The organism is Gottschalkia purinilytica (genome assembly GCF_001190785.1).
GTDB classification, from domain to species: domain Bacteria; phylum Bacillota; class Clostridia; order Tissierellales; family Gottschalkiaceae; genus Gottschalkia_A; species Gottschalkia_A purinilytica.
Genome location: NZ_LGSS01000016.1, coordinates 38,902 through 62,777, shown reverse-complemented (window position 1 = coordinate 62,777; position 23,876 = coordinate 38,902). Strand labels below are relative to the sequence as shown.

21 protein-coding genes and 2 other annotated features are annotated in these 23,876 nt (G+C 27.2%); of the genes, 1 reads left to right on the top strand and 20 read right to left on the bottom strand.

Annotated features, from left to right (window positions below):
- Positions 1–620: 620 nt before the first annotated feature.
- The 3 genes from CLPU_RS13610 to CLPU_RS13600 form a co-directional block, all read right to left on the bottom strand.
- Positions 621–1,748: a tetratricopeptide repeat protein gene (locus CLPU_RS13610; protein WP_050356218.1), complete on the bottom strand. Its 1,128-nt coding sequence runs from the start codon at positions 1,746–1,748 to the stop codon at positions 621–623.
- Positions 1,749–1,769: 21 nt separating this feature from the next.
- Complete coding sequence (locus CLPU_RS13605) at positions 1,770–3,548, bottom strand: B12-binding domain-containing radical SAM protein (RefSeq protein WP_050356217.1); 1,779 nt, start codon at positions 3,546–3,548, stop codon at positions 1,770–1,772.
- Positions 3,549–3,673: 125 nt separating this feature from the next.
- Positions 3,674–4,198 (bottom strand): amidase domain-containing protein, encoded by a 525-nt coding sequence (locus CLPU_RS13600; RefSeq protein WP_050356216.1) that lies wholly within the window; start codon positions 4,196–4,198, stop codon positions 3,674–3,676.
- A 209-nt stretch (positions 4,199–4,407) separates the two neighbouring features.
- On the opposite strand from CLPU_RS13600, the gene CLPU_RS13595 reads away from it, so the two are divergent.
- The gene (locus CLPU_RS13595) at positions 4,408–4,611 is read left to right on the top strand and encodes a hypothetical protein (RefSeq protein WP_050356220.1); all 204 of its coding nucleotides are present in this window, start codon (positions 4,408–4,410) and stop codon (positions 4,609–4,611) included.
- Between the two features lie 37 nt (positions 4,612–4,648).
- On the opposite strand, the gene CLPU_RS13590 is transcribed toward CLPU_RS13595, so the two are convergent.
- The 17 genes from CLPU_RS13590 to CLPU_RS13515 all read right to left on the bottom strand — a co-directional run bounded on the left by CLPU_RS13590 (position 4,649) and on the right by CLPU_RS13515 (position 23,868).
- On the bottom strand, positions 4,649–5,683 hold the full coding sequence (locus CLPU_RS13590) for a hypothetical protein (protein ID WP_050356215.1): 1,035 nt from the start codon (positions 5,681–5,683) through the stop codon (positions 4,649–4,651).
- 465 nt (positions 5,684–6,148) lie between these two features.
- Positions 6,149–6,658 carry a hypothetical protein gene (locus CLPU_RS13585; RefSeq protein ID WP_050356214.1) on the bottom strand — a complete coding sequence of 170 codons (510 nt, stop codon included), beginning with the start codon at positions 6,656–6,658 and terminating at the stop codon, positions 6,149–6,151.
- Between the two features lie 15 nt (positions 6,659–6,673).
- The gene (locus CLPU_RS13580) at positions 6,674–7,120 is read right to left on the bottom strand and encodes an anti-sigma factor family protein (RefSeq protein ID WP_050356213.1); all 447 of its coding nucleotides are present in this window, start codon (positions 7,118–7,120) and stop codon (positions 6,674–6,676) included.
- Positions 7,102–7,698, bottom strand: coding sequence for an RNA polymerase sigma factor (locus CLPU_RS13575; protein WP_050356212.1), 597 nt, complete (start codon positions 7,696–7,698; stop codon positions 7,102–7,104). Before CLPU_RS13575 ends, CLPU_RS13580 begins: the two co-directional genes overlap by 19 nt.
- A 28-nt stretch (positions 7,699–7,726) precedes the next feature.
- Complete coding sequence (locus tag CLPU_RS13570; protein ID WP_050356211.1) at positions 7,727–8,998, bottom strand: DUF4097 family beta strand repeat-containing protein; 1,272 nt, start codon at positions 8,996–8,998, stop codon at positions 7,727–7,729.
- A 264-nt stretch (positions 8,999–9,262) separates the two neighbouring features.
- A complete protein-coding gene (argS, locus tag CLPU_RS13565; protein WP_050356210.1) occupies positions 9,263–10,963 on the bottom strand; it encodes an arginine--tRNA ligase in 1,701 nt (566 codons plus the stop codon).
- Between the two features lie 118 nt (positions 10,964–11,081).
- Positions 11,082–11,303: a binding site (T-box leader), on the bottom strand.
- Between the two features lie 45 nt (positions 11,304–11,348).
- Positions 11,349–11,804 carry a 2-thiouracil desulfurase family protein gene (locus tag CLPU_RS13560; RefSeq protein WP_050356209.1) on the bottom strand — a complete coding sequence of 152 codons (456 nt, stop codon included), beginning with the start codon at positions 11,802–11,804 and terminating at the stop codon, positions 11,349–11,351.
- Positions 11,805–11,826: 22 nt separating this feature from the next.
- Entirely contained in the window at positions 11,827–14,205 is a 2,379-nt protein-coding gene (locus CLPU_RS13555; RefSeq protein ID WP_050356208.1) for an endonuclease MutS2, read from the bottom strand.
- A gap of 47 nt (positions 14,206–14,252) precedes the next feature.
- Positions 14,253–16,718: a U32 family peptidase gene (locus CLPU_RS13550; protein WP_050356207.1), complete on the bottom strand. Its 2,466-nt coding sequence runs from the start codon at positions 16,716–16,718 to the stop codon at positions 14,253–14,255.
- A 60-nt stretch (positions 16,719–16,778) separates the two neighbouring features.
- On the bottom strand, positions 16,779–17,405 hold the full coding sequence (locus CLPU_RS13545; RefSeq protein ID WP_050356206.1) for a DUF421 domain-containing protein: 627 nt from the start codon (positions 17,403–17,405) through the stop codon (positions 16,779–16,781).
- Between the two features lie 64 nt (positions 17,406–17,469).
- The gene (locus tag CLPU_RS13540; protein ID WP_050356205.1) at positions 17,470–18,009 is read right to left on the bottom strand and encodes a cell division protein ZapA; all 540 of its coding nucleotides are present in this window, start codon (positions 18,007–18,009) and stop codon (positions 17,470–17,472) included.
- A gap of 172 nt (positions 18,010–18,181) precedes the next feature.
- The gene (gene pheT, locus CLPU_RS13535) at positions 18,182–20,578 is read right to left on the bottom strand and encodes a phenylalanine--tRNA ligase subunit beta (protein WP_050356204.1); all 2,397 of its coding nucleotides are present in this window, start codon (positions 20,576–20,578) and stop codon (positions 18,182–18,184) included.
- 33 nt (positions 20,579–20,611) lie between these two features.
- Positions 20,612–21,634, bottom strand: a complete 1,023-nt coding sequence (gene pheS, locus CLPU_RS13530) for a phenylalanine--tRNA ligase subunit alpha (protein WP_050356203.1) — start codon at positions 21,632–21,634, stop codon at positions 20,612–20,614.
- Positions 21,635–21,649: 15 nt separating this feature from the next.
- Positions 21,650–21,931 carry a hypothetical protein gene (locus CLPU_RS13525; protein WP_050356202.1) on the bottom strand — a complete coding sequence of 94 codons (282 nt, stop codon included), beginning with the start codon at positions 21,929–21,931 and terminating at the stop codon, positions 21,650–21,652.
- A 48-nt stretch (positions 21,932–21,979) separates the two neighbouring features.
- Positions 21,980–22,200: a binding site (T-box leader), on the bottom strand.
- Between the two features lie 14 nt (positions 22,201–22,214).
- Positions 22,215–22,304 (bottom strand): YqzL family protein, encoded by a 90-nt coding sequence (locus CLPU_RS18295; RefSeq protein WP_115840416.1) that lies wholly within the window; start codon positions 22,302–22,304, stop codon positions 22,215–22,217.
- A 74-nt stretch (positions 22,305–22,378) separates the two neighbouring features.
- On the bottom strand, positions 22,379–23,197 hold the full coding sequence (locus tag CLPU_RS13520; RefSeq protein ID WP_050356201.1) for a TrmH family RNA methyltransferase: 819 nt from the start codon (positions 23,195–23,197) through the stop codon (positions 22,379–22,381).
- Between the two features lie 14 nt (positions 23,198–23,211).
- Positions 23,212–23,868 (bottom strand): potassium channel family protein, encoded by a 657-nt coding sequence (locus tag CLPU_RS13515; protein WP_050356200.1) that lies wholly within the window; start codon positions 23,866–23,868, stop codon positions 23,212–23,214.
- Positions 23,869–23,876 lie beyond the last annotated feature (8 nt).

The window sequence follows — 23,876 nt, the reverse complement described above, 5'->3', positions numbered from 1 at the left end:
CTAAAGTTGAGTTTTATTTATTTCAGTTATTCTAGGAATTAACTGGCTTTTCACTGTTCAATTTTCAAAGTTCAAACTCGCTTAATCACTTTATCATATTTTTTCATCTTTGTCAATACTTTTGTATGATATCAAAGTAAAATTTAGAGATAAACCATTGTAAGATTTCTCTCACATTTTGTCGTCTATTATCGACGACTCATTCAATATAACATGTTTAGAATTTTATATCAAATATCATTTTCATACTTTATTTTAATTTATACTTATTATTCTTTATCTTTCATGCTTTTATTTATTATAACTAAATTAATCTCTGTTATATAAATTTATCATAATTCTTTAAGTTTTATTTGGAAATAGGCTCTATTATCCTTATATCTTATTCATATTCTTCAATAACTATTCTCTTATATATTTTATATCTCTTCTTAATTTTTATTAAATATCAAAGTATTTATCTTTAGTAATTTAGTTTTCCTATAGTCTTACTAATAATAAAAATACGATAAGACTTTAAAGTCTTATCGTATTATATCTATGATATATTTCATTAATCTTATCTATCTTAATGATTAGTTTTAGAATTATTAAGTTAAGTGATTAATATATTCTTAAATCTACATATATTTTTCTAGTTCATTTTTACAAGCTATAGTTATTTCATCATTAGGATTTATATTATATGCTTTATTTATATCCTTTTTAGCATTTTCTATATCATTTACTTGTATATATGCCATTCCTCTATTACATATAATTTCGTAATCATTAGGTTTTAAATCTATTCCTTTTGAAAAGCTCTCTATAGCATCTTCAAAATTACCCATATATGCTAAACATAATCCTAGTTCATTAAATGCATCAGCTTGTTTAGGATTCACCTCTATAACCTTCTGAAAGTGTAACTTAGCATTTTGGAATTCTCCTAACTGTCTGTATCCTAGACCTATCATAAAGTGTAAGTTCCACCAATTATTATATCTTTCTGATAATGGTAATAGCTTCTCAAGTCCTATGTCTGGTCTTCCATTTAATATCTCATTATATCCTTCCTCGTATATTACGTCATCTTCTATTTCTTCTAAGCTATCTCTTACATCTTGTAGTAACGCCTCATCATCGCCTAATCTCAAATATTTTTGCCAAATAAGCTGACTTTTTTTATATTGTTTGTAAGTTTTATAATGATATCCAAGTTTGTAATATGCTAAGCTAAAGTTAGGATCCATGTCTAGTATCTCTTCCATTATACTCGTTGAAGTAGTTAAAAACACATCTCCTAAATTATTATCTTTTAATGTATATGCTTCTTTTGCTCTTTCCCCAAGTGCAAGTGCATAGTTATATGATCCCATAAGATTTCTTTTATTAATAATGTATAGTGCTCTTAACCATACTAATCCATCTTCCAAATGTCCCTCGTTAACTTTCTTCAATCCATTATACAAAATAAACTCTTCTATTCTAAAATCATAATTATAAAGTATTTTCTTATATTCTTCTAAATGTTTAAACTTGGGATCAACCCCTATAGTATATATTATTCCGTTTATAACTGTTGCAAAGTTAACTTCATCTTGTGCTTTTCCTTCTTGTATTTCTTTCACTAGTTCGTCCAATACCAAAGGAAGTGGAGTTTCTGGACCTACTTTATACCCTTTTATATCTACATAAGAGTTTGGCTTTATCTCTATAAAAGATAAGTTCTTTGTTTTTTTCTTAAAGTATTCATCTAACCTTTTCATAGTTAAACATCCCCACCTATATTAGTTTTTAAAATTATCAGTTATATTAAACACTTTACATTTATTAATTGCAATCTTATCTTCATTGTTATATTTAAATAATAGGACTTTATTTCCTTTAATTATAAAGTTTTTATCATAACTTTTCTCTATCAAATCTAAAACGTCAAAATTAAATTCTTCTATGTGAATTTGATTTATTATTTTTTTTACAGGAGTATTTCTAAATTCACAAAGATATGACTCTATATTCTTTTCATCTTTTAAAAATTCGTGTTTTGCAGTTTTTAAATAATCTGTATCATCTTTTTTCATAAAAGATGGTAAAGTAGGAGATTTCCCTGAATTCATTAAAAAATCTAGTTTAAGTACATCCACAAATAGACCATTATCTTCGTTTATAACCTCCTTATAGTATTCATAAAGTTTTTTATAAAGACTAGTCCTATTATGAGATACCTTATGGTGCTCTTTTACTTCCCAATATTCTGCAAAGTTCTCATAGAAATCAAAGGGACTCTCATAAAAATTGTTTATTATATACCTTATTGTATTTGAAAAATATCCTTCATTTCCATACTTTTCAACCAAATCTTCTATAGTTTTTAGCTTTAGCATTTCACCATAACTCATATATTCAGTCTCTAGTATTTCATAAGGAGGCTTATCAATAAACTTAAAACCATATTTTTCTCCGTCTATTCTTAGTTGAGAGCCTTTTAAAAGCTTCAAAAATCCTAGTTGCAATTTATCTGGATTCAATGCATAAACATCATTAAATGATTTTTTAAAGCTATCATAACCTTCATAAGGAAGTCCTGCTATTAAATCTAAATGTAAGTGAATATTTTTGAAACTTTTAATTTCAGTAACAACTTCACTAAGTCTCTTAAAGTCAGTTTTCCTATCAATTATATCTAAAGTTCTAGGATTAGTAGACTGAACTCCTATTTCAAACTGAAATAATCCTTCTTTTATATTCTTTAAAAACTCTATAATATCCTCATCTAATAAATCTGCTGTAACTTCAAAATGAAAGTTAGTATTACTAACACCTTCGCTTATTATAAAGTTCATTACTTCCATTGCATACTCTTTTCTAGCATTGAATGTTCTGTCAACAAATTTTACCTGTTTTACTTCTGCATCTATTAGCTTTTTTAAGTCACTTTTAACTCTATCTATTGAAAAATATCTAACCCCTTTTATAGTTGAAGAAAGACAAAATTTACAATTGAATGGACAGCCTCTTGAGCTTTCAAAGTAAACTATCTTATTATTGTATTCACTTAAATCTCCTTCAAATGGAGAAGGTATATCATCTAAGTTTTGTATTAGTGGCCTTAAAGGTGTTCTAATTATATCTTGTCCATCTCTAAAAACTATCCCTTCAACCTTATTCAAATCTTTTCTATCTCTTATACATACTAGTAGTTCTTTAAAAGTTTCTTCGCCTTCTCCGTCTATTACAAAATCAACAAATTCGTATCTTTTCATTATATCTTCACTATCAAAAGATACTTCAGGTCCCCCTAATATTATTTTTATATCAGGATTTACTATTTTCAATCTTTCACATATCTCTAGTGTACTTTCTATATTCCATATATAACAAGAAAAAGCTACTATGTCGCATTCTTTCTTGAATATTTCACCTGTAATATAATCTACACTTTGATTTATAGTGTATTCTTCTATATCAATATTAGGAAATTCACTCTCAGAATAACTTTTTAAATATCTAATTGAAAGAGACGTATGTATAAACTTTGAATTTAATGTAGTAATTAAAATATTCATTATATTTCCTTCTTTCTAAGGGTTATATTATTTAATTATATCCAAAATTATATGTTTATGAACTTATTTTAATATTTATTTAAAATATTAAGATGCCTTTAATCTAAGGCATCTCGAATCATAATTTAGTATTTATATCCTTCGATATGGATATACCTTATATCATTATAATAATAATTAGAGAGTTGATAGTCAAATCTATCATCGGTATGAGTTGATATGAATATATTATCATGATTAATAGGTTGTTCTATTCTAACAACTAATAAACTATGATTAAATATATTATCATCTTCAAAGTTTAGTTGTATTATATCTCCTACCTCTAATTCTTCAATTTTACATAACCTTGCTATAGGTCCTCTTCCTTTATTGTTCATAAGGAATCTATAGAGAAATTCTACTCCTGTCCAAGCAGCTGCTCTATTATTTAAATTATAGAAATACCATCCTGTGTCTCTTGTATGATTCATGGGACATCCCCCTGCATGTAATGCTTGAGAAATAAAGTTAGTACAATCTCCTCCTAAGTTTTCAAAATCATAATATTCTGGATTTCTACTAAAAGCCCACTTAGCAGCATATAAATATGCTTTTTTCCTGTCATAAGGATAGATTCCAGTTACAGTTTTATTAAAATTATAGTCCATAATCTACCTCCATCATGTGCTTTTCCTTATATATAAATACTCTTTTAATCTATACTAAGTTCTATATTCAACAAATTTGTATTAAAGTCAACATAATATGATTAACGCTTGTTGGATTTTCTTATTTTTTGAAAAATTGTAAAGGTATTTATATTTTATTATAGAAATATTTATAGTATCATTATATTGTGAAGGAGGTTGATTTGACAGTGCAAGAATTTGAAAGAATTTCTATATCTGAAATATCTAAAGAAGATATGCTTATGATATTAGAAGCACTTGAATACACAGGTAAAAATACTAATATAGATACTTTTATAAGTTTAAAAGACAGTATTGTTAAAGAATTAAGTGAGCTTGCTGATAGTACAGAAGATGAATTTATTGAATACTTAAGGAAAGCCATAATATAAAAAACGGCTTTAATATTAAAGCCGTTTTTTTAGTTTTTTATTTAAATTTGATAAATCTATAAATTCCTGACTTAGTTTTTATATAGCTTAAAGTAAGTTTATCAGTTTCAGACTTATGTAAAACTAAGCACTTATTTAAAAGTATATGACTAAATACATCTCCTTTTTTATACTCAAAAATATTTTGTGAATTACTATCTCTTATATTAAGAGCCTTAGGATCTATTCTTCCTTTTCTTAGTTTAAATAAATATGTACATAAATTATTTATAAAATCTTTATCTTTTATATTATGTGTCATAACGCTATTTTCTAAAGTTCCTCTTAATCCAGATATAAAAAAGTTATTAATATCAACCTTTTCTAAAGAATCTTTTTCTATCAAATCAATACTATATTTTAATATATTGAACTTATCTTTATTAGATACTTTATTTAATATGTTTAACAAGTCTATTCGAGATCTTTCAAATTCTATAATATAGTTTCCTGGATATTCTTTTATACTTATTTTATAATAGTCATTTTCTAAAATTTCTTTTATGGAAAGTTTTATTATCTGTTGTTTTATTTCATCTATTATTTGTTCATAACAATAATCTTTATATGTTATTATAGTATAAAGAAATTTAGATAAAGCAACTCCTTCTAATAACGCTTCTATACTCCCTGTAGAGTATAATATATTTTTTATTATTTCTTCTTTTATAACATTCCAGTTTTCATTTGCAAATACTATAGGTATTATTCTACTGTATATACTATCATCTGAATTTTCCCAGTAATTTTTATAAGTCTTATTAACTAATTCTTTTAAGGAATTATTATATCCATGCTTATAAAATCTCCATAGATCTAGCTCTTTTTCGAATCTATCATATTGAATTATATTTCCATCTTTTTGTATATTAGGAACTAGAGATTTTATTGCAATTATCAATATTTCCACTATATACGACCATTGATCTTTTTCATATTCATCTATAGAAGGATAGTTGTTATTTACAATATATCTTTTTGTATCTTCATAACAAGCATTTAATATAAAGTTCTTAATTATATTTTCTGGCATTTTAAAACACTCCTGATTATATGTACAAGGTATTATACCTCTTGTCATAGTTTATTTTATTCATAGACTACATGAGTTTAAGTAGACTATAATTTATTGCACATTTTATTAAAAATATGTCATAATTATCTAGTCAAAACTCTAATATACTAATTATTTTTCCTTATTTTTTAGACTATATCCCAATGAAATAAATGTTATAGCTAAACTCATATAAAAAATTCCAAGTAATTTTTTTCATAAAATAACATCTACCTTAAAACTCTTTTACAGTACAGTAATTTACTATTGTTAACTAGCTATATCAAATGTAATCCATGATTTTTTATAAAATTTACTTCAAAGTAAGTTTTATAGCAGTTTATTTTAGTATATCAAAGTTTGCATATTTTAAAAAATAGTCTATACATTATAGCATAAAAAAAGCTAGGCAATGCAACATTAACCTAACTTTTAAAGTAGTTTTTAATTTTCTTTTATTTTTGTTTTTTTAAGTATATATAATCCTAATCCTATTAATACTAGTGGTGCTAGGAATGATCTTATAACATATATATCTATACTTATTAATTGTAATTGTATTAATTTATCTATTATTCTTTGAAATAATAGTATACCTCCTAATATAACAAGACCTGCTCCAATATGTTTAGGGTTCAATTTGTAAAGACTAGTTTCTATAAATAAATCCTCTTCAGTAATTTCTTCTCCTCTTTCAACTTTCTTTCTAGAGTGATAACAATCAAAGAATGAGTAGAACCAAACTATGCTACTAATAATAAATGCTGCACTTTCAGTATTTAAAACACTTCCTATTGCCAAAACTCCAAAAAACAAAACCATAAACTGTAAGCCTTTTTTCATTAATCCTAGATACATATGACCAGCTCCAGGTATAAATGAAAAAATAGTAACCCAAAACTTACTAACTCTTGAGCTTCCATATGAATTATAGCCATTTTCCATATTATTCATGTACGTCTCTCCTTTCTATTTATTCCATATATTTAAATTGGATATGATTTTAAATTTATCAGATATTTTACTAAATGGATTTACAACTATCTTATTTATTTCAGTTGCACTTTCATACATGCTTTCCATAATCTTACTAGGACTGTATTGAGTAAAGTTAAGAATCATTAATAAAATTCCTGCTGCTACAAGACTTGTTCCCCATCTACTTAAAGCTAGTTGTTTTATCTTTTTACTTGTTTCATAACTTTTAATATTATTCATAACTCTATCAGTAAAATTTAAAGGTGCTTGAATGTTACTACAATCTGAAATAATATCAAAAACATTCTTCATCTCTATATACTCTTTTTTACATGGCTGACACTTATCTATATGTTTCTTTATATTATGAGCCTCTATATCTGTGAGTCTTTTTTCAATGTATTCATCCATATTCTCTATTACTTCTCTGCATTCCATTTAGGTTCACCCCTAACAACAGTCTTTGAAAGTTTTTCTTTTAAGATTCTTCTTGCTCTATAAAGCCTTGTTTCTATGGTTCGTTGTGGTACGTTTAATACCTCAGCTATATCTTCATATGACATTTCATTAAAATGATACATTGTTATTACTGTTTTATATTTGTCAGGTAGACTATAAATTAAGTTATGAATTTCCTGACTCTTTTCATTAGCTACAATTTTATCTTCTGGTAATAATGATTCATCTTTTATTTCAATTTGTTGATCTTTATTTTCTTCACTTGTCATATTAGAAAAGTTTATACTTTTTATTTTTTCTTTTTTTCTTTTCCAATCTATACAAGTATTCATACATATTCTATATATCCAAGTTGATAACTTACTTTCGAATCTAAAGTTTTTTATTTGTTTATATATTTTCAAAAAAACTTCTTGTGATAAATCTTGTGCCTCATCATAATCATTTGTAAATTTATAAGCCATTCCAAAAACCTTATTTTTATATAAGTCAACTATTTGGGAGAATTCTGAATAGTTACCATTTTGAATTTCTTTAATAATTTGTTCTTCATTCAAATCTTAACACCACCCTAATAGTTGGTCTTTAATTAGAGTTAAGTCTTACATTCTCATTTTTAGTATTTATATTGATTCTTACTTCTCCCGAACCTTTTGTCTGTCTTACTATTTGTTTATTCATTTTATCTTCTACTTTTAATCCCAACTGATTTTCTATCTCACCATGTTCATTTATTATATTAAAGTTACCTTCTTGATTAGCTGGAATAGATATATCAGTATCTCCATATTGACTATATATCTCTAATTTTTCTTGTATAGGATTTGCTACCATATATTTTATATCACCATATTTAGATTTTATATAAACTGATTTATTTGATTCTTTTATATCTATATTTGCGTATTCACTTACTATATCTAAGTTATTATTTATTTTTTCTAAACTCATATCTCCATACTTTTTATCTGCTTTTAAGTTTCCAGATACATTTTTTATATCAATTTCACTATATTTATCTTCAATCTCGACATCACCATTTACAGAATCAATAGATATATCAGAGTATCCTGATTCTATATCCAATTTTCCAGTTATATTTTTTAATGTCATGTTTGAATAATTACTATCTACATCTATAGGTTTCTCAATATTCTCTAAATTAGTTTTTCCATATTTTTGATCTAAATCTAATAATAAATTGTTTGGTAAAGTCACTCTATACTCCATTTTCTCTATAAAAACATCAGATGATAATCTATTAAAATAATCTTTAACATCGCTAGTATTTATCTCTATAGAATCACCATTTTCTCTTACTTTAAGAAAATCCTTAACAGTTTTTTGTCCATATTTATTGTCATCATATTTATATGTTATTTTAGCCTCTACTTTAACTTCGTTTCCCTCACCCTTTACAATGGATACATCTCCATAGTAATCATCAACTTTCAATTCATTCTTTCCTTCTGAACTTATAGTAAATGTATCCTCAATATCTTGACTATATTTGTAGTTCGTTCTGGTTACCCTCTTTACGAATGATTTAAAATCAGAAGATCCTATCTCGTCTAAATAAATTGTTCTTACAAATGATGTTATAGCTAATATAAAAACAACCATCGATAGTATAATCACACTTATAACATCTATCTTAGTTTTTACATCTATTTCCTTTCTTTCATAAACTAATTTAGTTATGATAATTTCTAGTCCAAATAATATTATTATACAAGGCCACATTATAGAAAGTACATTAAATATATCTATTTTAATAAAGTTTTTAAGTAGCAATACTATTCCTAAGAATATAAGTGTTATTGCCAATGTTATTCTACCTATTTTGCTTGTTTTCAAAATATCTACCTCCTTACTTTATATTATTTACACTTTTTTAGTCTTAATAATCTATGTTAGTACTTCACTTTTTATTGCTTTTTTACAAATAAAGATAGCATCGCCATTTTTAGCGATGCTATTCAGTATTACAGGGGGGATATTAATTATTTTTATATCCTTGTATATATCGTTGTTTATATTTTAGTGCATTTCGACAAATCCAATTATATTATACTATATTTTTTCATTTTTGTAAATATATAAAACCATTTCAACCTTTTTCTACATTTTTTCAGGAGCTTCTATTCCTAATAGCCCTAGCCCTGTTTTTAAAACAGTTACAACCGAATATACTATACTTAGTCTAGCTTTTTGTGTCTTTTCATCTTCAACTATTATAGGACATTCATGATAAAATCTATTGAAAGCTTGTGCTAAGTCGATTATATGTCTAGCTATAAATGATGGTTCATTTTTTTCCATCGCTGAAACTACAGCATTGGAAAAGCTTTGTAATAATCTTATCACATTTATTGCCACATCATTTGTAAGTAAAGAATAATCTATATCTGAAGTTACATCATATTGTGCTTTTCTTAAAACACTATTTGCTCTTGCATGAGTATACTGTACATATGGACCTGTTTCTCCTTCAAAGCTTAACATTCTATCCCAGTTAAATACTATATCTTTTATTTTATTATTACTTAAATCGTTAAAGATTACTGCACCAATACCTACCATTTTAGCGACTTCTTCTTTATTTTCTAATCCTGGATTCTTTTCTTCTATAACTAATTTTACCTTTTCAATTGCTCTTTCTAATAATTCATCTAATAGGATTACATTTCCTTTTCTAGTCTGTAATTTACCTTCTTCAGTACTTACTCTACCAAAAGGAACATGCTCTAAATTTTTAGCCCAATCATATCCCATTAATTCTATAACCTTAAACCATTGTGCAAAATGTAAGTTTTGAGCATAGTCTGTAATATAGATTGCCTTTGCAAAATCGAATGTGTCTTTTCTGTATATGGCAGCAGTTATATCTCTTGTAGCATATATTGTAGTTCCATCACTTTTTATAATAAGACAAGGTGGCATATTATAGTCTTCTAAATCAACTATATAAGCGCCTTTACTTTCTTTTAGTATATTTTTTTCTTTTATCATATCAACTACTCTGTCCATTTTATCTTCATAAAAACTCTCACCTGTATAATAGTCAAAGTCAACTTTTAATAATTTATAAATTCTCTCAAATTCTTCTAGACTTAATTCAACAAACCACTTCCAAATCTTTTTTGCTTCCTCATCTCCATCTTCTAACTTTTTAAACCACATTCTTCCTTCATCTTCTAATGACGGTTCCTTTTCACATTCTTCATGAAACTTCACATATAAGCCTTGAAGTGTCTTTATTGGTTCTCTTTCTATTTCTTCTTTATTTCCCCATTTTTTATATGCACATATCATTTTTCCAAATTGTGTTCCCCAGTCACCTAAGTGATTTATACCTATAGAATTGTATCCTAAGAAATTATATATATTATATAAAGACTTTCCTATAACTGTTGAACGTAAATGTCCTACATGAAATGGCTTAGCAATGTTTGGTGATGAATAGTCTATAACTACATTCTTTCCTTCACCAATATTTTTAGATCCAAACTTTTCTTTTTGATTTAATACCTCTTCTAATACTGTCTTTGCAAGAATCTCTTTATTTACAAAGAAGTTTATATATCCTCCTACATTTTCAATCTTGCTAAAATATTTATTTCCTTTTAAGTTTTCTGCTAATTCTTCTGCAATTATATTAGGTGACTTTCTAAATATCTTTGCAAATCTGAAACATGGTAGTGCATAATCTCCTAAATCATAGTTTGGTGGTACTTCAATAAGACTTTCTATTTCTTCTACATTTAGTCCCTCTACCTCACTACTAATTAATATCGAGATTTCATTTTTAAAATCAATCATTTTATATACCTCCTACTTTTATACTATCTATTATCTTTTTTTGTTTTTTTATAATTTTTTCTTTTAATATAGTTATCTAAAAAACTAAAATAAGTACAATAAAAAATCTCGTCTCTATGAAAGAGACGAGATAAATTTCCCGTGTTGCCACTCTAATTGATATACATAGCATATATGTATATCCACTCTATCCTGTAACGTAGGAATACGTCAAGTCTTACTTTTTACTTTCAGATAGCTTCTCTAGGTCTCTTTTCAGATACACACGTGTATCAGGCTTACACCATTCCCGACTCGCTTTAACAATTGTATATCTTACTCTTCCCTTCATTGAATTTAACTTATATTTAACGATTCGTTATTATATCATATTGAAATTTTTTTATCAACAATCTAGTATAGAGCTTTCTTTTTCTATATCCTCTTCTGTATATATTTTTATTCCATTTTTTAAAAGAAGACTAGATGTAACTCCAACTCCATTTTTTAGCTTTCCACTAAATGTTCCATCATATATTTTGCCATAACCACAAGATGGACTTCTTGCTTTTAATATAGCTACTTTTATATCCATCATTTTAGCTATATTTAAGGTTTCCTCTGCACCTTTTACAAAATACTTAGTTACGTCTTCTCCTTCGTTGGTTAAGATTTTTATTTGACCTTCAGAATCTTTCACCATCTCACTAGGAGGTCTAGGAGTAGAAAGTCCTCCTAACTGTTCAGGGCAAACTAGAATAGCTTTTTTGTCTTTAACCAACTTCAATATTTTTTCATTTAAATTATTATCTCCATTATATCTACAATTAACCCCTGCTAAGCATGCACTTATTAAATACATTTTATTTTTCTCCTTGCATTAGTTATTTCATTTCTACTATGGTAACTCCTGTTCCTCCTTCTCTATAGTTACCTAGTCTATATGATTTAACATGTTTATGTTTTTTTAGAAGTTGTCCTATTCCTTCTCTTAGTATCCCAGTACCTTTTCCATGTATCAATTGTACAGTTTTAAGTCCTGCAATATATGCATCATCTAAATATTTATCAACATCTAACATAGCCTCTTCTAGATTTTTTCCTCTAAAATCTAGCTCATTTTTAATGTTTTTAGATTTATCTTTAATTACAGCTTTAGCAGAAACCTTAGTTTCTTTTTTACTTTCTTTCTTACTTATTTCTATAGTATTTAATGGAACCGTTATTTTCATAACACCTACCTGAACCAATACATTTCCTGACTCATCTGGTGGAGCTAAAACAGTACCTGTTTGATTTAATGAAAGTATCTTAACATCTTCACCAATTTTTACATTTGATAAAGGCTTTGAACTTTTTTGAGACAATATTTTTTCAGCTAAATCTCCTTCTATATTATCTAGCTTACTTTTTAGCTTATCTTTTGCTTCTTGTAGCTTTTTATTCTTTTCTTTTTCAATTTCAATAGATAAATCTCTTAAATCATTTATGATTCTTTCAGATTCTTCTTTAGCCTCTAATAGTATATCTTTTGCTTCTTTTTTAGCTTCTTTTATAATTCGGTCTTTACTAATATCTATTTTTTCTTTCTTTCTATCAAGTTCTTCTTTTAATTCTTGTATTTCTTTTTTAAGTCTTTCTGTCTCTTCTCTATTAATTTCAGTTTCTCTTCTATCTTTTTCTAAACTAGCAAGTACATCTTCAAAATCTATATTTTCCTTAGATATAAGTTCTTTGGCACTATTTATTATGAAGTCTTGAAGACCTAGTCTCTTTGATATTTCAAAAGCGTTTGATTTTCCTGGTACTCCTATTAAAAGTCTATACGTTGGACTCAAAGTTTCTACATTAAATTCTACTGAAGCGTTTTCTATACCATCTTTAGTAAGAGCATATACTTTCAGTTCACTATAATGAGTTGTAGCTACAGTTCTTATATTTCTTTCATGAAGATAATCTAATATAGACATAGCAAGAGCTGCACCTTCTGTAGGATCAGTTCCTGCTCCTAATTCATCAAATAGTATTAGTGAGTTATCTTCTACACTATTAAGCATATCTACTATATTAGTCATATGAGATGAAAATGTACTTAAACTTTGTTCTATACTTTGTTCATCTCCAATATCAGCAAATACATTTTTAAATACCGCCATTTCACTACCATAGTCTGCAGGTATTTGAAGTCCTGATTGTGTCATTAATGTAAGTAATCCTATAGTTTTTAATGTAACAGTTTTTCCACCTGTATTCGGTCCTGTAATAACCAATGTATTGAACTCATCACCTAAGTAAAAATCCGTAGGTACCACATCATTTATATCTAGCAACGGATGCCTACCTTTTTTTATGTTTATATATCCATTGCTATTTAACTCTGGCTTTATTCCCTTTATATCTAATGAAAACTTTCCTTTTGCAAATATAAAGTCTATATGAGCAAGAATATCTTGATTTGATTTTATACCTTCTGACTCACATGATACTTGTTGTGTAAGCTCTGTTAATATTCTCTCAATTTCTGCTTTTTCTTTTAACTTTAATTCTTTTAATTCATTATTTAAATTTACTATTTCCATAGGCTCTATAAAAAGAGTCGCCCCGCTTGAAGATTGATCATGTACTAGTCCTTTAAATTCAGCTCTATATTCTTGTTTTACTGGTACAACAAATCTTCCTTCTCTTATAGTTATAAGGGCATCTTGTAAATACTTTCTATGTGTAGAAGAATTTATTATTGAATTTAATCTACCTCTTATAGAGTCATTTTTCATTTGGATCTGTTTTCTGATATTTCTTAGTGTGGGACTTGCATTATCAGAAATTTCTTCTTCACTTATAATAGCATTAAATATATCATCCTCTAATTGTCTATAACTATTTAGCTCTTCTATTAGTCCTAATAATATTACAAACTCTGATATCTCATTTTCTTTATCCGATTTCATAAAGTTTTTTAAATTTCTAGCTGCTCTTAAAGTATCTGCTACTTTAAGTAGTCCACCAGGTGATAATATAGCTCCAATTTCCACTCGTTTTATTTCTTGAAGTATATCATGAATTCCACCTAAAGGTGGTGCTCCTCTTTTTAATAATATTCTTAAAGCCTCATCAGTTTCTTCTTGTAAAGTCTTAACTTCATTAAAGTCAGAACTTGGAGTTAATCTTAATGCTATGTCTTTTCCCAAAGATGATTCTGCTTTTTGAGATAATATATCTATTATTTTGTTATATTCTAATACCCTTAGGGTCTTTTCCTTCATACTAAACCCTCCTTGTTTTACGTCTTTTTAAAAATATATAATATCTTCTATAATATCCCTCTAAAATAATGACCTTTTGTAATTCCTTTATTTAATTTAAAGTAATCAACAAATTTTTCTACTTCTTTTATATCTACTTTATTGTTTGCAAAATCATAATACATACTTTGAATTTCGTTTATATTATCTTTTTCTAAAGTAAAGTCAAGTCTTCCTAGATTTACGTTACTAGAATATATTTTATCTAAATAATCTATAACCATGAGAGACTGACTATTATATATAGTAGTTGTTTCTTCTTTTCTTTTAAATTCAAATGTCATCCCTTTTCTATCATACAAACCATAATTTTCTTTAAAATTACATGAAGAACAGTCTTTACTTGATTTACATTTTTTAATTAGAGACATTGGACAATATTTCATAGTCATAAGTGGTAAATACCCATAAACTATGCTTTCGTATTCCATAAAGTTGTTTTTGCATATTTTTGATATTTGATTAAGCTTTAACTCTGGAGATAAAGTTAAACTACTAACTTTATTTTGATATAGTAATTTTGCATTAAGAGAGTTAAATATATTTAATCCAATATCACAGTGTATATTAGTTTTATAATTATCTTTTATGAACTTAAGTGTTCCTATATTTGATACACTTATACCATCTATCTCAGTTATTATTTTATCAAAATCATTTTTTAAATTTGCAAATTCCATATTAGATATTATTTTTTCAGTAGATATATATACCTGCTTATTATACTTTTTAACCTCTTTTATACAATCTAACAGATTTTCTCTAAAATTTAAATATATTCTGTCTAATTTATTTAAATTTAATTGTTTAAATTGATTTAAGGTATCTATTTTCACACTAATTTGTCTAGTTTTTCTTATATTATTTAAAGGAAAGTCGTAAACTTGATTTATTCTGTCATTTAAGTCCTCTTTTCTTATCTCCATTCTATTATTAAAATTACTTCTTTTTTCATCTAGTTTCTCTATTGCTATTCTTCTTACTTTATTTAAGACACTTATAGGTACCATTGCTCCATCTTCTAAATCTATTTTTATATTTTTTAGTATATATGGAGTATCTCCTAACTTTGACATCTGATTTTCCACTTTTTCTTTTTTTAGACTAACTTTCATAGCTCGTTCTACTAATTCATCGCTAATAACAGTTATTAGTCTATTCCCATCGCTAACTTTTAACTCAATTGGTTTCCCTATATTTATTTTTATATCCATATCTATAGGAAACATCTTCTTATTTTTTTTATTTTCAAAACTTTCTCTAGCCAATTGATTTAGTTTTATATCATATGTCTTGTGTACTTTAGCATTGTTTAAAACACCTTTAACAAACTTTACTTTAACTACATTTCCTTTTTCACAATGATCTACTATATTATCTGCCAATATAAGTTTATCAACTATAATTCCTTCACTTGTACTATTTCTATTTATAAATTCTATTCCATCACCTTTGTTTAAATTTTCTTTTAACTTTACATGTATATATTTCTTATCTATCTTAATAACGTCTCCTATATATATTCCTCTATTATTAGGTTTGTCAATTGAAACATAGTCTTCTCCAAAATCGTCTTTAATATATCCTTTTGTAAATCCACGATTAAACATTTGTGCCATATCTTTTTGATCTTTATCTTTTATAGATTTAGTTCTTTTATTTAATACATCATCTAAAGCTTTTCTATATTTATCTATAACAATAGCAACATATTCTGGTTTTTTCATTCTTCCTTCTATCTTTAACGAATCAACACCAGAATCTACTATATCATTTAAGTATTCAACAGTATTTAAATCCTTTGGACTTAAGATGTGTTTTTCTTCAAAGTCTTTAGCGAATACTTTGTTTGTATTTGAATCCACTATGGAGTATTTCATTCTACAAGTTTGAGCACAGGTTCCTCTATTTCCACTTCTACCGCCTATCATACTACTCATTAGGCATTGACCTGAATAACAAACACATAAAGCTCCATGTATAAAGGTCTCCAATTCTACATTTGTATTTTCTTTTATATATCTAGTTTCTTTTAGATTTAATTCTCTAGCTAAGACTACCCTTTCAAATCCCAATTCTTCAAGAAATTTAACTCCCATGTGGTTATTTATACTCATTTGCGTACTTCCGTGTATTTCTAAGTCAGGCAGTATGTTTCTTACAAGCATTGCTAATCCTAGATCTTGAATGATTATAGCGTCAACATCTATATTATATAAAAATATAAGATAATCTATAGCTTCTTTAATTTCTTCATCACTAAGCATTATGTTTAAAGTCACGTAAATCTTTACATTTCTTATATGAGCATATTTTATAGCCTCTTCTAGTTCTTCATAGTCAAAATTAGAAGCATATTGTCTCGCATTAAACAACTTTCCGCCTAAATAAACAGCATCAGCTCCATTTTCAACTGCAGCATACAGTGCTTCAATACTTCCTACTGGTGAAAGTAATTCCACTTTATTTAACATAAAAATTTCTCCTTATATTTATAAAAATATTTTCTTTAGTAAAAAATAAAGAGTAGAATTCTACTCTTTATTTTTTATATTTCTAATTTCTATTATAAGATTATTAATCGATTCATTCAATCTATCTATTTCTTTTCCCATTTGTGAAAATCTTCGATCTAAATATTTTGAACTTTCACCTTCGCCAAATATTTCTATATCTTTTCTTTTAATAGGTTCTTCCTCTTCCTTTAGTATAACAGTAAATTTTCCACAAGACTCGATAATACCTTCCTTTACTTCACAAATATTTGATATTCCATGCTTTCTTAATTCTTTTGTAATATCATCCTTACTTATATTTTCTTTATTTAGATTTTCTTCTATTACTTTACCATCTCTGATTAGATATGTAGGTCCTCCTTCTATAATTTTAGCCATTTTCCTACTTTTTAAGGTTAGCTTAGAAAGTCCTACTTCTAAAATTCCAAGTGTAATTAGGACTAAGACACCATCATGAAAAGGAACTTTTTTCTCTAAAACTATAAATGCAAGTATATCTCCTATACTGGCCATAAGAACAAAGTCAAAAGGTCCCAATTCTCCTATAGATCTTTTTCCCATAATTCTAACTATAATCATTGCTATGAAATATGCTCCAAATGCTCTTATTATATATATCGGGTCCTGAACTAAATGATTATGCATAACCTACCTCCGAAAAACATTCTCAAATATATTTTTTCTAAGGTAGGCTATTTTTATTCTTAAATTATTTATCTATCATTTTTAATGCTTCTTCTAATTCTTTTTTTACTTGAACAAGCTCTACTTGATTTTCAAATAATTTGTTTTGTAAGTCACTTATAATTTTTTGATTGTTACCAAGTTCTTCTTCATTTATAGATAAAGATTGTTCATATTTTTTTATTTTCTTATTAAGTTGTTCTAATTCTCGTTTTGATTGTAATAATTCATCTTTGTATGAATTACACTCAGATTTTAATAATTCCATTTTGTTTTTATTTTCTTCTAATTCTTCTTTTAATCCTTCCAGTTCATTAAGTGGTTCCGTTACGTTTTCTCTTAATGCTTCTAATTCACTATATTTTTTGTAATATCTATCTGCTATATTAAAAGCTGCTAACACAGAAGCCATAGTATTACTCAATTTGCTATTTTTTTCTAATATATCTTTTATATTTTCATCTACATAAGTAGCAATTTCTAATACATATTCTTCACTTTCAGTACTAACTACAATAAAATCTTGTCCATTAATTTTTACTACAACTTTTTTCTTATCTGTCATAGTATATCCTCTCCTTTAAGATATAGCTAAATATTTATATTCTTCTTTAGTTATCTTTTTCCTGCTTAAATGTATTGGTAATTATCTACATTGTATCAACATATTAGGTCAATTTTCACTTATATATTTATTATATATTTTTAAATAAAAAGTTAAGAGTAGATTCCTACTCTTAACTTCTTAAAGCAGCATGTAGTTTTTCTTCTAATTGTTTTAATATATTATCATGTACTTTTACAACTTCTTCATCTGTAAGTGTTTTTTCTTTAGATCTATATACTATGGAGTAAGCTATACTCTTTTTACCCTCTTCTATTTGACTTCCCATATAAACATCAAATAATTTTACATCCTCTACTAATCCTTTACCATTTTCTTTTATAATTTTCTCTATTTCTCTTACCAATATATCCTTATCTACTACTAATGCTATATCTCTTGTAACTGCTGGATATTTTGGTAAAGGACTATACTTTCTCTCTAAATTAGATAAAGATACTATAAGTTCAAAGTCTATTTCTGCTATATAACATCTTTCCTTCATTCCATAGTTCTCTATAACATCTGGATGAATTTCTCCTAATGTTCCTATAAGATGATTATCTTTAACTATATTAGCTGTTCTTCCTGGATGAAATGTATCATTATTTTCTTCTCTTACATATTCATAATCGTTTATTCCTAATTTATCTAAAAGATTTTCTATAACTCCTTTTAAAGTATAGAAGTCACTTTCTCCATACATACCTATACAAAGAGTTCTTATTTCATAAGGTAAATCTTTAATTGGAAGCTGTCTAGGTACAAATATATTTCCTATTTCATATGTCCAAGCTTTTTCAACACCATGTTTATAATTTCTAGACAAAACATCAATTGTATTTGATATTAATGTGCTCCTCATAACACTATAATCTTCACCTAAAGGATTTCTTATTTCAACACATTTTCTTTTAAAACTATCTGGTGCTAATTTTATTTTATCATATGATTTTGGACTTATGAAAGAATAAGTCATAATTTCATTTAATCCTAATCCTGTTAAGAAACTTTTAGCAATGTCCTCAGTGCTTCTTGAGTATGACTTAGAACCTTTAGTTAATGTACCTATTAAAGGCTCTGGATTTATTTTATCAAATCCATATATCCTTCCAATTTCTTCTACTAAATCAGCTTCTATTTCTAAGTCACTTCTAAACGAAGGTACTCTTGTTATTATTTTACCATCTTTATATTCTGATTTTAACTCTAAACTGTTTAGTATGTCTAGTACATTATTAACTTCTATTGATATTCCTAATAATCTAGTAACTTTATCTAATGATAATTCTATAATTTTTTCTTCTTTTTTATCATTATATATATCTACATATCCACCTACTATTTTACCTGAGTTCGTTTCTTCTATTAGCTGACAAACTCTGTCACATGCTATTTCTACTAAATTTGAATCTATATTTTTTTCAAATTTAGATGAAGCCTCTGTTCTTAATCCTACTTTTTTAGATGTAAGTCTGACACTTCTTCCATTAAAGTTAGCTGATTCTATTAAGATAGTTTTAGTATCAGATGTAACTTCACTATCCAAACCTCCCATAACTCCTGCAATTGCTATAGGCTCTTTATCATCAGCTATAACTAACATAGATTCATCTAAGTTTCTTTCTACCCCATCAAGAGTAACTAATTTTTCACCTTCATTGGCCTTTCTTACTATTATTTTTTTTCCATTTAGACTTTCTAAATCAAAAGCATGTAATGGCTGACCTAGTTCTAGCATTACATAGTTAGTTATATCAACTATGTTATTTATAGGTCTTACTCCTGCTTCCATAAGTCTTCTTTGCATCCAATATGGTGAAGTTTTTATAACTACATCTTTAGCTACTCTAACATAGTATCTATTACATAAGTCACTATCTAAAACTTCTACTCCATTTACAAAGTTATTTATATCTTCTTCTTCATTCTTTATTTCTATTTTAGGATATTTAATATCTACCCCAAGAGTAGCAGCTGTTTCTCTAGCCATACCTATAATACTTAAACAATCTGGACGGTTAGGTGTTATTTCAAAATCTATAATTTCCCCATACAGTCCTAATACTTCTTTAATATCTTTTCCTAGTTCATAATCTTGATCTAATATATATATTCCATCTTTGAGTTCTTTTGGAACTACACTATCAGGTATTCCTAGTTCATCAGCAGAACATAGCATTCCAAAAGATTCAACTCCTCTGAGCTTACCCTTCTTTATTTTTATTCCACCAGGTAGTTTTGCTCCCACCATAGCAACAGGTACAACATCACCTTCTTTTATATTATTAGCTCCAGTTACTATCTGTAATTGTTCACTACCTACATCTATAGTAGTTATAACTAACTTATCAGCATCAGGATGTTTCTCAATTTTAAGTATCTTTCCTACTACTACGTTTTCTACACCTTTATTTATATTATCTATAGAATCTACATGAGACCCAGATATAGTAAGTTTATCAGCTAATTCCTTAGTATCTATTTCAAAGTCTACATATTCTTTAAGCCATTTAACAGGTACTAACATATTTATCCTCCTTATTATCTACTATCATATCTATTAAAACTGATTTAAAAATCTCATATCATTTTCAAATAAAAGTCTTATATTATTAATTCCATATTTAACCATAGCAATTCTATCTATTCCAATTCCAAATGCAAATCCACTATATTCATTAGGATCTATTCCACAATTTCTTAATACGTTTGGATGAACCATTCCACATCCTAGAAGTTCCATACTCCATCCAGTTCCACTACAAGAATCGCAACCCTTTCCCATGCATTTAAAGCAAGTTACATCTACCTCTGCACTTGGTTCTGTAAATGGAAAATAATGTGGTCTAATTCTAGTTTTCATTTCACTTCCAAATATCTTTTTAATAAACATATCTATAGTATCTTTAAGATTAGCAAAAGTAACATTTTTATCAACTACAAGTCCTTCTAACTGATGAAACATAGGTGAGTGAGTATCATCAACGTCATCAAATCTAAAAGTCCTACCTGCTGAAACTATTCTTATTGGCGGTTTACTCTGTTTCATAGTTCTTATTTGTACTGGAGAAGTTTGAGTTCTTAATAGTATATCATCTGTAATATAGAAAGTATCTGATTCATCTCTAGAAGGATGATTTTCAGGAGAATTTAAAGCATCGAAATTATTATATACAGTTTCAACTTCTGGTCCCTGAACTATATCGAATCCCATACTCATAAATGCATTTTCGAGTTCTTCCATTACAGTTATAAGTGGATGTCTATGTCCTACTTTTATATCTTTACCTGGCATAGTTATATCTATTTTTTCTAGCTCAAGTCTAGCTTTTTTCTCTTTATTTTTTAGTTCATTTTTACTAGCTTCTATGTTTATCTCTATAGCTTCTCTAACTTCATTAGCTATCTGTCCAACAACGGGTCTTTCTTCCTTTGAAAGGCCTCCCATACCTCTAAGAACTTGTGTAAGTTCTCCCTTCTTTCCTAAATATTTAACTCTTATTTGATCTAAAGCTTGCAAGTCATTAACATCTTTTATCTCTAACAATGCTTTTTCTTTTATATTTATCAAATTATCTTTCATTAAATATACTCCTTTCTAACTTCTTATTCCTACAATATTTATTAAGATGTATAGCATTAATATATATATAACACTTGTAATCAAAGTGTTTTTTAAAACTTTTTTTACTCCATTATCGTTATATTTAGTTTTATCTTTTTTACTTTTCTTACATCTTTTATTAGATCGTCTTTTAAACATAGAATCATTCTTTTTAGATTTATTACCATTATCTTGCTTAGACTTAATCTTATACATTGCAAAATTAACTATAAAAAACGCTATGAAAAACATTATAAAGCAAACTAAGTATATCAAATTCAACATCTCCCTAAATATTATAAAACAAAAAAGAACCTTCGCTCCATAAGGGACGAAAGTTCTCCGTGGTACCACCCTAATAGCTTAGCAAAATTACTAAACTACTTATTTAGATTAACGACATAGCCGGCTTAAGTCTACTATTATTTCAACTTAGCAGTTCAAGAGAGAATTCTGTAATTATCCACCTAGAAATGCTTTCAGCCACGACATTTCTTCTCTATAGGCTTCATTAAATACATACTTAGCTCTATCATCACTTTTATATATTAAGTTGTATTCAGCTTAAGTTTAATCTTTTATATGCTAAATAAGCATCAATAGACCCCGTTTTTTCAAATAACTGCCAAAAGAATTTAGCATTAATCATTCCCTTACACCCCTTCAAGGATATTCAATTAAATTATACCATGAAGGCCAGTGAAATACAACAATGTCGCAAATTTATTTACCATTCACTATATTTTGCCTTTGTCTGACAACTTCATACATAATAATCGCCGAAGCTATAGCTGCATTTAAAGATTCTGCATTCCCTAGCATAGGTATTTTCACCAATGAACTCGATGCTTCTACAATAAAATCTGATATTCCCGAAGCTTCATTTCCAATGACTAAAGCAAAATTCTTATTAAAGTCTGTATTATAACAATAATCGCTAGATTGAAGAGTAGTAGATATTATGTCTATATTTTTAGATTTAAGATCGTATATAGCGTCTTTTATATCTTCATACTCAATTATAGGAACTTGAAAAATTGATCCCATAGTTGATCTCACTGTTTTAGGATTATAAATATCTACACAACCATTAGAAACTATTATTCCATTTGCTCCAAAAGCATCACAGGTTCTTATTATAGTTCCCATATTTCCTGGATCTTGTACTCTGTCTAATAACACTAGAAAGTTTTTTTCTTTTAACAATACTTCTTCTAATTTGTAAAATTTAAAACTTAGCACTGATAATATTCCTTGAGGATGCTCAGTATCAGAAATCTCCCTAAATAATTTATCAGTTATATAATAAATATCGTATCCTAATGTTTGTATTTTTTCTAGTAACTCTTTTCCACCCTTTGTATCAAATAGCATGTCTGAATATACTATATATTTTATATCAGCATTAGACACTATACTTTGTTCAACAGACCTTATTCCTTCTATAAAAAAACTTTTTTCCTTTTGTCTTCCTCTTTTTTTATGAAGTAATTTTAAAGTCTTTATTATATGGTTAGACGAGCTAGTTATTTGTAACGACATTTTACACCTCTAGTCTATATATCATGATGTTCTAATTTTCTTAATCCTTCAGTATGTCCTATAACTATCAGTATGTCACCTTTTTTTACTATATCATCAGCGTAAGGCGATATATTTATATTATTCTCATGTTTTATAGCCATAATGTTTATTCCATATTTATTAGGAAGTTTTAGATCTTTAAGAGCTTTTCCTTCCCACTCTGGTAAAGCTTCAATTTCAATAACACTATAGTCAGGTGATAATTCAATGAAATCTAATATATTAGTTGAGACTAAATTATGAGCAACCCTTATCCCCATATCTCTCTCAGGAAATATAACTCTATCTGCTCCTATTTTGTATAAGACTTTTGCATGAACATCATTCTGAGCCTTGGCTACTACAGTTTTAACACCAAGTTCTTTAACTATTAGTGTAGCCATTATAGAAGCTTGAACATCAGATCCTATACTTACAATTGCAACATCAAAGTTTCTTATTCCTATTGATTTTAATGTATTTTCGTCAATAGCATCTGCTTGAACAGCATGTGTTACAAACTCAGATATTTCCTTTATTATTTCTTCATCCTTATCAATAGCCATAACATCATAGCCTTGTTTATACAAGTTTTTAGCTACACTCTCTCCAAATCTACCACAGCCTATAACAACAAACTCTTTCAACAAACTCACCT

Excerpts from the sequence above, each read along its gene's own strand:
- pheT (WP_050356204.1), bottom strand. The coding sequence starts at position 20,578 with ATGTTAGTACCTGTTAAATGGCTTAAAGAATATGTAGACTTTGAAATA.
- argS (WP_050356210.1), bottom strand. The coding sequence starts at position 10,963 with ATGATTGATTTTAAAAATGAAATCTCGATATTAATTAGTAGTGAGGTA.
- CLPU_RS13540 (WP_050356205.1), bottom strand. The coding sequence starts at position 18,009 with ATGACAGATAAGAAAAAAGTTGTAGTAAAAATTAATGGACAAGATTTT.
- CLPU_RS13545 (WP_050356206.1), bottom strand. The coding sequence starts at position 17,405 with ATGCATAATCATTTAGTTCAGGACCCGATATATATAATAAGAGCATTT.
- CLPU_RS13580 (WP_050356213.1), bottom strand. The coding sequence starts at position 7,120 with ATGGAATGCAGAGAAGTAATAGAGAATATGGATGAATACATTGAAAAA.
- CLPU_RS13560 (WP_050356209.1), bottom strand. The coding sequence starts at position 11,804 with ATGTATTTAATAAGTGCATGCTTAGCAGGGGTTAATTGTAGATATAAT.
- pheS (WP_050356203.1), bottom strand. The coding sequence starts at position 21,634 with ATGAAAGATAATTTGATAAATATAAAAGAAAAAGCATTGTTAGAGATA.
- CLPU_RS13555 (WP_050356208.1), bottom strand. The coding sequence starts at position 14,205 with ATGAAGGAAAAGACCCTAAGGGTATTAGAATATAACAAAATAATAGAT.
- CLPU_RS13590 (WP_050356215.1), bottom strand. The coding sequence starts at position 5,683 with ATGCCAGAAAATATAATTAAGAACTTTATATTAAATGCTTGTTATGAA.
- CLPU_RS13550 (WP_050356207.1), bottom strand. The coding sequence starts at position 16,718 with ATGTTAAATAAAGTGGAATTACTTTCACCAGTAGGAAGTATTGAAGCA.
- CLPU_RS13610 (WP_050356218.1), bottom strand. The coding sequence starts at position 1,748 with ATGAAAAGGTTAGATGAATACTTTAAGAAAAAAACAAAGAACTTATCT.
- CLPU_RS13605 (WP_050356217.1), bottom strand. The coding sequence starts at position 3,548 with ATGAATATTTTAATTACTACATTAAATTCAAAGTTTATACATACGTCT.
- CLPU_RS13585 (WP_050356214.1), bottom strand. The coding sequence starts at position 6,658 with ATGAATAATATGGAAAATGGCTATAATTCATATGGAAGCTCAAGAGTT.
- CLPU_RS18295 (WP_115840416.1), bottom strand. The coding sequence starts at position 22,304 with ATGATTAATGCTAAATTCTTTTGGCAGTTATTTGAAAAAACGGGGTCT.
- CLPU_RS13520 (WP_050356201.1), bottom strand. The coding sequence starts at position 23,197 with ATGTCGTTACAAATAACTAGCTCGTCTAACCATATAATAAAGACTTTA.
- CLPU_RS13600 (WP_050356216.1), bottom strand. The coding sequence starts at position 4,198 with ATGGACTATAATTTTAATAAAACTGTAACTGGAATCTATCCTTATGAC.